8 protein-coding genes are annotated in these 9,637 nt (G+C 71.6%); all 8 read left to right on the top strand.

Annotated elements, in window-relative coordinates; translation table 11 throughout:
* Positions 1-186: 186 nt before the first annotated feature.
* The 8 genes from ruvC (at position 187) to ACFVGS_RS25320 (ending at position 9,586) form a co-directional block, all read left to right on the top strand.
* Positions 187-798, top strand: coding sequence for a crossover junction endodeoxyribonuclease RuvC (gene ruvC / locus ACFVGS_RS25355; protein WP_385693766.1), 612 nt, complete (start codon positions 187-189; stop codon positions 796-798).
* Complete coding sequence (gene ruvA, locus ACFVGS_RS25350) at positions 795-1,427, top strand: Holliday junction branch migration protein RuvA (RefSeq protein WP_384416613.1); 633 nt, start codon at positions 795-797, stop codon at positions 1,425-1,427. The genes ruvC and ruvA overlap by 4 nt, the downstream gene beginning before the upstream one ends.
* A 163-nt stretch (positions 1,428-1,590) precedes the next feature.
* Complete coding sequence (ruvB, locus tag ACFVGS_RS25345) at positions 1,591-2,691, top strand: Holliday junction branch migration DNA helicase RuvB (protein WP_384416636.1); 1,101 nt, start codon at positions 1,591-1,593, stop codon at positions 2,689-2,691.
* A gap of 174 nt (positions 2,692-2,865) precedes the next feature.
* Positions 2,866-3,330, top strand: coding sequence for a preprotein translocase subunit YajC (gene yajC / locus ACFVGS_RS25340; RefSeq protein WP_384416616.1), 465 nt, complete (start codon positions 2,866-2,868; stop codon positions 3,328-3,330).
* Between the two features lie 144 nt (positions 3,331-3,474).
* Positions 3,475-5,247 (top strand): protein translocase subunit SecD, encoded by a 1,773-nt coding sequence (gene secD, locus ACFVGS_RS25335; protein WP_385693765.1) that lies wholly within the window; start codon positions 3,475-3,477, stop codon positions 5,245-5,247.
* Between the two features lies 1 nt (position 5,248).
* On the top strand, positions 5,249-6,328 hold the full coding sequence (gene secF / locus ACFVGS_RS25330; protein WP_384416624.1) for a protein translocase subunit SecF: 1,080 nt from the start codon (positions 5,249-5,251) through the stop codon (positions 6,326-6,328).
* On the top strand, positions 6,325-6,876 hold the full coding sequence (locus ACFVGS_RS25325) for an adenine phosphoribosyltransferase (RefSeq protein WP_385693764.1): 552 nt from the start codon (positions 6,325-6,327) through the stop codon (positions 6,874-6,876). The genes secF and ACFVGS_RS25325 overlap by 4 nt, the downstream gene beginning before the upstream one ends.
* Before the next feature lie 244 nt (positions 6,877-7,120).
* Complete coding sequence (locus ACFVGS_RS25320) at positions 7,121-9,586, top strand: RelA/SpoT family protein (protein WP_384416630.1); 2,466 nt, start codon at positions 7,121-7,123, stop codon at positions 9,584-9,586.
* Positions 9,587-9,637: the final 51 nt, after the last annotated feature.

Here is a 9,637-nt window from a genome sequence, read left to right as displayed (position 1 = left end):
TTTAAATTCTCCGGGTCTCCGCGTGTGGGGGGCCTTGCCGGGTTTTTCGCGTGTTGCGCGGTTTTTTCGGGGGTTTGGGGGGGGTTCTCCGCCGGGGGCCCGCGCCCACCCCCCCCCCCCCCCCGCTGCGTTGTCAGTGCGAGCCGATAGCCTGCACGAACAGTCGAGCGATCAGGGAGGGGCGGCGTGCGCGTACTCGGGGTGGACCCGGGACTCACCCGGTGCGGCGTCGGCGTCGTCGAGGGAGTCGCCGGACGGCCGCTCACCATGCTCGGCGTCGGCGTGGTGCGCACGCCGGCCGATGCCGACATCGGTCACCGCCTGGTCGGCATCGAGCGCGGCATCGAGGAGTGGATCGACCGCTTCCAGCCCGAACTCGTCGCCGTGGAGCGGGTGTTCAGTCAGCACAACGTGCGTACGGTGATGGGCACCGCCCAGGCCAGCGCCGTCGCCATGCTGTGCGCGGCCCGGCGCGGACTGCCCGTCGCCCTGCACACCCCGAGCGAGGTCAAGGCCGCCGTCACCGGCAGCGGCCGCGCCGACAAGGCCCAGGTCGGCGCCATGGTCACCCGGCTGCTGCGGCTCTCCGCCCCGCCCAGGCCCGCCGACGCCGCCGACGCCCTCGCGCTCGCCATCTGCCACATCTGGCGCGCCCCCGCCCAGAACCGCCTCCAGCAGGCCGCCGCCGAGAACCGCCTCCAGCAGGCCGCCGCCGACAACCGCCTCCAGCAGGCCGTCGCCCAGAACCGCCTCCAGCAGGCCGCCGCCCCGCACGCCTCGAAAGGCCGCACCTCATGATCGCCTTCGTCAGCGGCCCGGTGGCCGCGCTCGCCCCCACGACCGCCGTCGTCGAGGTCGGCGGTGTCGGCATGGCCGTCCAGTGCACCCCGAACACCATCGCCGGACTCCGCCTCGGCGAGCACGCCCGCCTCGCCACCTCCCTGGTCGTCCGCGAGGACTCCCTGACGCTGTACGGCTTCGCCGACGACGACGAGCGCCAGGTCTTCGAGCTGCTGCAGACCGCGAGCGGCGTCGGGCCGAGGCTGGCCCAGGCGATGCTGGGCGTCCACTCGCCCGACGCGCTGCGCCTCGCGGTGTCCACCGGCGACGAGAAGGCGCTGACCGCCGTCCCCGGCATCGGCAAGAAGGGCGCCCAGAAGCTGCTCCTGGAACTGAAGGACAAGCTGGGCCAGCCCCTCGGCACCAGTGGCCTGGTCGGCCAGCAGCGCGCCGTCGCCTCCGGCCCCGCCCCCTGGACCGAGCAGCTGTCCGCCGCGCTGATCGGCCTCGGCTACGCCGGCCGGGAGGCCGAGGACGCCGTCGCGGCCGTCGCCCCGCAGGCCGAGGCGGCCATCGCGGAGACCGGCTCGGCCCCCGTCCCGCAGCTCCTGAGGGCCGCCCTGCAGACCCTGAACCGGACCCGCTGACGACGACCGCCGCGCGGGCCGGACACCCGGCCCCGCCGGCGCCCGAGGCACGGGAGCCGGGGGCGGAGCCCCCGGTGACGGACGGGGCGAGGTGGGGGAGGAGCCCCGCAGGGACCCGCCGCCGGCCATCGACCACCGCACGACAACGAGAAGGCAGACCATCGTGAACTGGGACGACGACAGCAGCCCCGTCGAGGAGCGCATCGTCGGCGCCGCCGCCGAAGGCGACGACCAGGCCGTCGAGGCCGCCCTGCGCCCCAAGGACCTCGACGAGTTCATCGGCCAGGAGAAGGTCCGCCAGCAGCTCGACCTCGTCCTCAAGGCCGCCCGCCAGCGCGGCGCCACCGCCGACCACGTGCTGCTCTCCGGCGCTCCCGGCCTCGGCAAGACCACCCTGTCGATGATCATCGCGGCGGAGATGAACGCCCCGATCAGGATCACCAGCGGCCCCGCCATCCAGCACGCCGGCGACCTCGCCGCCATCCTGTCCTCCCTCCAGGAGGGCGAGATCCTCTTCCTCGACGAGATCCACCGGATGTCCCGGCCCGCCGAGGAGATGCTCTACATGGCGATGGAGGACTTCCGCGTCGACGTCATCGTCGGCAAGGGCCCCGGCGCCACCGCCATCCCCCTGGAACTGCCGCCGTTCACCCTGGTCGGCGCCACCACCCGGGCCGGACTGCTCCCGCCGCCGCTGCGCGACCGCTTCGGCTTCACCGCGCACATGGAGTTCTACGAGCCGCACGAGCTGGAGCGGGTGGTCCGCCGCTCCGCCGGGCTCCTCGACGTCGAGATCGACACCGACGGCGCCGCAGAGATCGCCGGCCGGTCCCGCGGCACGCCCCGCATCGCCAACCGGCTGCTCCGCCGCGTCCGCGACTACGCCCAGGTCAGGGCCGACGGAGTGATCACCCGGGAGGTCGCCGCCGCCGCCCTCGGCGTGTACGAGGTCGATAGCCGCGGTCTCGACCGGCTCGACCGCGCGGTCCTGGAAGCACTGCTCAAGCTCTTCGGCGGCGGACCGGTCGGCCTGTCCACCCTCGCGGTGGCGGTGGGGGAGGAGCGCGAGACCGTCGAGGAGGTCGCCGAGCCCTTCCTCGTACGGGAGGGACTGCTCGCCCGCACACCCCGCGGCCGGGTCGCCACCCCCGCCGCCTGGACCCACCTCGGACTGGTTCCGCCGCAGGCAGCGGGCCCGGGCGCGGCGGGCGGCGGCGGAGGGACCGGCGCCGGAAGCGGACAAGCGGGGCTGTTCGGGATGTGACGACGGCGACGGCGCGGATACTCGCCCGGTCAGGAACCGCGGTGCGATGCTGGGCGTTGTTCCATCGATGCGGACTCGCCTAGACTCCGCCGATGCCGCCCTTTCTGGTCGGCGTACCCACCCCCGAAGATCAGGCCGCGGTTTCTCCGCGACCGTGCGAAGGAAACCCGTCCCGTGAACCTCGTGACCCTCCTCCCCTTCATCGTCCTCATCGGGGCCATGTTCCTGATGACCCGCTCTGCCAAGAAGAAGCAGGCGCAGGCGGTGGAGATGCGCAACCAGATGCAGCCCGGCACCGGCGTACGCACCATCGGGGGGATGTACGCCACCGTCAAGGAGATCGGCGACGAGACCGTCCTCCTCGAGGTCGCGCCCGGCGTGCACGCCGTCTACGCCAAGAACGCGATCGGCGCGGTGCTCGAAGACTCCGAGTACAACCGCATCGTCCACGGCGACGACGACACCGACTCCGACACCGTCGTTCCGGACGACGCCTCCTCGCTCACCGAGGACGCCGGCGCCGCCGAGGGCCAGGAGGGGGCGGCCAAGGCCGACCTGACCAAGAAGGACGCCGCTCCCGCGGCGGACTCCGAGGTCGAGAAGGACGGCAAGGCCGACGGGGAGACCGAGGCGAAGTAGTCGCCCCGGGGCGGGCGCGGACGCCCACAGGCGTCCGCCGCCCCGGACCGGTTTCACGTCTGCGGGGGCAGGTCCCCACACACACTTCGTGGCCGCCGCCCGCCCAACCGGCGCGGGGGCGGTTTGGACAGGGAGAAACGACAGGTGGCAGCACCGAAGAAGGGCCGAAGGCCGGCGGGGGGCCAGAGCCGGCCGGGCCGCGCCCTGGCACTCATTCTGATCGCCATGGTCGCGCTCACCGGCGGCATGTTCTGGTCGGGGCACACCACCCCGCGCCTGGGCATCGACCTCGCCGGCGGCACGTCGATCACGCTCAAGGCGAAGGCGGAGCCCGGACAGGAGTCCGCCGTCAACGAGACCAACATGAACACGGCGGTCGGCATCATCGAGCGCCGTGTCAACGGTCTGGGTGTCTCCGAGGCCGAGGTCCAGACGCAGGGCCGCGAGAACATCATCGTGAACATCCCCAAGGGGACGAACGAGAAGCAGGCCCGCGAGCAGGTCGGTACCACCGCCCAGCTGTACTTCCGGCAGGTCCTGGCCGTCGCCGCGGCCGACCAGCCCGCGCCGAACCCGAGCGCCAAGCCCAGCGGCTCGGCCACCCCGTCGGCGAAGCCCTCCGGCGCCACCGCGGACAAGGCCAAGGGCGGCAAGTCCGCCACTCCGACGGCCACCGCCTCCAGCCAGGGCCGCGCCGTCAGCGAGGCGCTGAAGGCCCCGAGCCCCACGCCGAGCGCGAGCTCCTCCGCGTCGCCGAAGGCGTCCTCGACGCCGAACCCGACCCCGTCGGGTGACGCCGCCACCGCGGCCCTGCAGCAGAAGTTCGCGGCGCTCAACTGCCTCGACCCCAAGCAGCGCGCCGCCGTCGGCCAGGGCGTCAAGCCCTCCGAGCCCACCATCGCCTGTGGCGAGGACGCCCCCGGCATCTGGTCGAAGTACCTCCTCGGCCCGGCCGAGGTCGACGGCAAGGACGTCGACGACGCCCAGGGCGTCTTCGACCAGCAGCGCGGCATGTGGATCGTGACCATGGACTTCACGAGCGAGGGCTCGAAGAAGTTCCAGAAGATCACCGGCAAGCTCTCCCAGCAGGCCGACCCGCAGAACCGCTTCGCGATCGTCCTTGACGGCGACGTGGTCTCCGCCCCGTCCGTGCGACAGACGCTGAGTGCCAGCGCCGAGATCTCCGGCAGCTTCACCCAGGAGACCGCCCAGGACCTGGGCAACATCCTGTCCTACGGCGCCCTGCCGCTGTCCTTCGAGACCCAGAGCGTCGACACCGTCACCGCCGCCCTCGGCGGCGAGCAGCTCCAGGCGGGTCTGATCGCCGGCGCCATCGGCCTGGCCCTGGTCATCATCTACCTGGTGGTGTACTACCGCGGCCTGTCGTTCGTGGCGATCCTCAGCCTCGGCGTCTCGGCCCTGCTCACCTACGTGATCATGGCGCTGCTCGGCCCGGCCATCGGCTTCGCGCTGAACCTGCCGGCCGTCTGCGGTGCCATCGTGGCCATCGGCATCACCGCGGACTCGTTCATCGTCTACTTCGAACGCATCCGCGACGAGATCCGCGAGGGCCGCACGCTCCGCCCGGCCGTCGAGCGCGCCTGGCCGCGGGCCCGGCGCACCATCCTGGTCTCCGACTTCGTGTCGTTCCTCGCCGCCGCCGTGCTCTTCGTCGTCACCGTCGGCAAGGTCCAGGGCTTCGCGTTCACGCTCGGCCTGACCACGCTGCTCGACATCGTGGTGGTGTTCCTCTTCACCAAGCCGGTGATGACGCTCCTCGCCCGCACCAGGTTCTTCGGCAACGGCCACAAGATGTCCGGCCTCGACCCGAAGAGCCTCGGTGCCAAGCCGCCGCTGCGCCGCACCCGCCGTACGTCCACCCCCGCCGCCGGCCCGATCGAACCGAAGGAGGCGTGAGATGTCGAAGCTCGGCGATCTCGGCGCCCGACTCCACCGCGGTGAGGTCGGCTACGACTTCATCGGCAACCGCCGTATCTGGTACGGCCTCTCGATCCTCATCACCATCACGGCCATCGTCGCCCTCGCGGTGCGCGGCCTGAACATGGGCATCGAGTTCCAGGGCGGCGCCGTCTTCACCACCCCGAAGACGAACGTCTCCGTCAGCCAGGCCACGGAGTACGCGGAAGAGGCCTCCGGCCACGACGCGATCGTCCAGCAGCTCGGCAACGGCTCCCTGCGCATCCAGGTCGGCGGCCTCGACACCGCCAAGTCCGACCAGGTCCGCGAGGAGCTCGCCAAGGACCTGAACGTCCCCGAGACGAAGATCGCGGCGGAGCTCGTCGGCCCCAGCTGGGGTGAGCAGATCGCCACCAAGGCCTGGACGGGCCTCGGGGTCTTCATGATCCTCGTGGTGATCTACCTCGCCATCGCCTTCGAGTGGCGAATGGCCCTCGCGGCGCTCGTCGCACTGATCCACGACCTCACCATCACCGTCGGCATCTACTCGCTGGTCGGCTTCGAGGTCACGGTCGGCACGGTCATCGGTCTGCTGACGATCCTCGGTTACTCGCTCTACGACACGGTCGTCGTCTTCGACTCGCTCAAGGAGCAGACGAAGGACATCACCAAGCAGACCCGCTGGACGTACAGCGACGTCGCCAACCGCTCGATCAACAGCACCCTGGTCCGTTCGATCAACACCACGGTCGTGGCGCTGCTCCCGGTCGCCGGTCTGCTCTTCATCGGCGGCGGCGTCCTCGGCGCGGGCATGCTGAACGACATCTCGCTGTCGCTGTTCGTGGGTCTCGCCGCCGGTGCGTACTCCTCGATCTTCATCGCCACCCCGCTGGTCGCCGACCTCAAGGAGCGCGAGCCGGCGATGAAGGCCCTGAGGAAGCGCGTCCTGGCCAAGCGGGCCTCCGACGCCGCCAAGGGCGAGGACCTCGACGGCACCGACGCCCTCGACGTCTCCGGCGCCGAGCCGGCCGTCGTGGGCCAGCGCGGCCGCCGCGGCCGCCCCTCGGGACGGCGCGGATGACCGCCGAGGCACAGGACACCACCGAGCTGCTCCTCAGCCGCATCCGGGACGTCCCCGACTACCCGAAGCCGGGCGTGCTGTTCAAGGACATCACCCCGCTGCTCGCGGACCCGGAGGCGTTCACCGCGCTCACCGACACGCTGGCCGGGCTGTGCGGCGCGCACGGCGCCACGAAGGTCGTGGGCCTGGAGGCCCGCGGCTTCATCCTGGCCGCGCCGGTCGCCGTCCGCGCCGGCCTCGGCTTCATCCCGGTCCGCAAGGCCGGGAAGCTGCCCGGGGCGACGCTGCGGCAGGCGTACGAGCTGGAGTACGGCTCCGCCGAGATCGAGGTGCACGCCGAGGACCTGGCCGCGGGCGACCGCGTCATGGTCATCGACGACGTCCTCGCGACCGGCGGAACCGCCGAGGCCTCCATCGAGCTGATCCGGCGTGCCGGGGCCGAGGTCGCCGGCGTCGCCGTCCTGATGGAGCTCGGCTTCCTGCCGGGCCGGGCCCGTCTCGAGCCCGCCCTGGCCGGAGCCCCGCTCACGGCGCTCATCACCGTCTGAGCCGTCGGCCGACCGTCGTCCGACCGTGTCGGACACCGCCGGACCTGGTACGGAGGCGGCCCGGGAATTCCCCGGGCCGCCTCCGTCGTTTTCCGGACAGTCCCGCGAAACGGGAACCCGGCGAGGCACGGCCGCGCATGAGGTGCGTCTCAGCCCTCAGGCGCGTGAGCACAGGCGCTTCCAGGTCGATACGATGGCCTTTCCGGGCCTGACCGGGGGACCCGGAAACGCACGAGGAGCGCTCTTGCCAGACGAGGCCCAGCCACTCTCCGCCGCGCAGCCCGACAAGCGAGCCGAGCAGGCCGCGCCGAGCACTGCCGCGCCCCAGAACCCGCCCGCGGAGACGAGGCCCCGGCCCGCGGCACCCGCGCCGCCCCCGTCCGTCCGGCCCACCCCGGCCCCGCCCGCCCGCTCCGGCGGTTCCTCGAGCCGCGTCCGCGCCCGCCTCGCCCGGCTGGGCGTCCAGCGCTCCTCCCCGTACAACCCGGTCCTCGAACCGCTGCTGCGGATCGTCCGCTCCAACGACCCGAAGATCGAGACCGCGACCCTCCGCCAGATCGAGCGGGCCTACCAGGTCGCCGAACGCTGGCACCGCGGCCAGAAGCGCAAGAGCGGCGACCCGTACATCACCCACCCGCTCGCCGTCACCACGATCCTCGCCGAGCTCGGCATGGACCCGGCGACGCTCATGGCCGGACTGCTCCACGACACCGTCGAGGACACCGAGTACGGCCTGGAGGACCTGCGCCGCGACTTCGGCGACCAGGTCGCCCTGCTCGTCGACGGCGTCACCAAGCTCGACAAGGTCAAGTTCGGCGAGGCCGCGCAGGCCGAGACCGTCCGCAAGATGGTCGTCGCCATGGCCAAGGACCCCAGGGTCCTCGTCATCAAGCTCGCCGACCGCCTGCACAACATGCGCACCATGCGCTACCTCAAGCGGGAGAAGCAGGAGAAGAAGGCCCGCGAGACCCTGGAGATCTACGCCCCGCTGGCCCACCGGCTGGGCATGAACACCATCAAGTGGGAGCTGGAGGACCTCGCCTTCGCGATCCTCTACCCCAAGATGTACGACGAGATCGTCCGGCTCGTCGCCGAGCGCGCGCCCAAGCGCGACGAGTACCTCGCGATAGTGACCGACGAGGTCCAGGCCGACCTGCGGGCCGCCCGCATCAAGGCCACCGTCACCGGCCGGCCGAAGCACTACTACAGCGTCTACCAGAAGATGATCGTCCGCGGCCGTGACTTCGCGGAGATCTACGACCTGGTCGGCATCCGCGTCCTCGTGGACACCGTCCGCGACTGCTACGCGGCCCTCGGCACCGTCCACGCGCGATGGAACCCGGTCCCCGGCCGGTTCAAGGACTACATCGCGATGCCGAAGTTCAACATGTACCAGTCGCTGCACACGACGGTCATCGGACCCAACGGCAAGCCCGTCGAGCTGCAGATCCGCACCTTCGACATGCACCGCCGCGCCGAGTACGGCATCGCCGCGCACTGGAAGTACAAGCAGGAGGCCGTCGCCGGCGCCTCCAAGGTGCGCACCGACGTGCCGAAGAAGGCCGGCAAGGACGATCACGTCAACGACATGGCGTGGCTGCGGCAGCTGCTCGACTGGCAGAAGGAGACCGAGGACCCCTCGGAGTTCCTGGAGTCGCTGCGTTTCGACCTCTCCCGCAACGAGGTCTTCGTCTTCACGCCGAAGGGCGACGTCATAGCGCTGCCCGCCGGCGCCACGCCGGTCGACTTCGCCTACGCCGTCCACACCGAGGTCGGCCACCGCACCATAGGCGCCCGCGTCAACGGACGCCTCGTGCCGCTGGAGTCCACCCTGGACAACGGCGACCTGGTGGAGGTCTTCACCTCCAAGGCCGTCGGCGCCGGGCCCTCCCGGGACTGGCTGGGCTTCGTCAAGTCCCCGCGCGCCCGCAACAAGATCCGCGCCTGGTTCTCCAAGGAGCGCCGCGACGAGGCCATCGAGCAGGGCAAGGACGCCATCGCGCGGGCCATGCGCAAGCAGAACCTGCCGATCCAGCGGATCCTCACCGGCGACTCGCTCGTCACCCTCGCCCACGAGATGCGGTACACCGACATCTCCTCGCTGTACGCGGCGATCGGCGAGGGCCACGTCACGGCCCAGTCCATCGTGCAGAAGCTGGTCCAGGCCCTCGGCGGCGAGGAGGCCGCGACCGAGGACATCGCCGAGACCCACCCGCCGGCCCGCGGCCGCACCAAGCGCCGCTCCAGCTCGGACCCGGGCGTGGTGGTCAAGGGCGTCGAGGACGTCTGGGTGAAGCTGGCCCGCTGCTGCACCCCGGTGCCCGGCGACCCGATCATCGGCTTCGTCACGCGTGGCAGCGGCGTCTCCGTGCACCGCAGCGACTGCGTGAACGTCGAGTCGCTGTCCCGGGAGCCCGAGCGCATCCTCGACGTCGAGTGGGCGCCCACCCAGTCCTCGGTCTTCCTGGTCGCCATCCAGGTCGAGGCCCTGGACCGGTCCCGGCTGCTCTCCGACGTCACCCGGGTCCTCTCGGACCAGCACGTCAACATCCTGTCGGCGGCCGTCCAGACCTCCCGCGACCGGGTGGCCACCTCGCGCTTCACCTTCGAGATGGGCGACCCGAAGCACCTGGGCCACGTCCTGAAGGCCGTACGCGGCGTGGAGGGCGTCTACGACGTCTACCGCGTGACGAGCGCCCGCAGGCCGTAAGGCGACCGCCGCCGACGGGGGCGTACGAGACCCCGTCGGCGGCGGTACGAG

Origin of the sequence: Streptomyces sp. NPDC127114 (assembly GCF_042677525.1) — a bacterium.
GTDB lineage: Bacteria > Actinomycetota > Actinomycetes > Streptomycetales > Streptomycetaceae > Streptomyces.
The sequence above is the reverse complement of the archived record's forward strand: the minus strand, read 5'-3'. Positions and strand labels throughout refer to the sequence as shown.

Excerpts from the sequence above, each read along its gene's own strand:
- ACFVGS_RS25325 (WP_385693764.1), top strand. The coding sequence starts at position 6,325 with ATGACCGCCGAGGCACAGGACACCACCGAGCTGCTCCTCAGCCGCATC.
- ruvA (WP_384416613.1), top strand. The coding sequence starts at position 795 with ATGATCGCCTTCGTCAGCGGCCCGGTGGCCGCGCTCGCCCCCACGACC.
- secF (WP_384416624.1), top strand. The coding sequence starts at position 5,249 with ATGTCGAAGCTCGGCGATCTCGGCGCCCGACTCCACCGCGGTGAGGTC.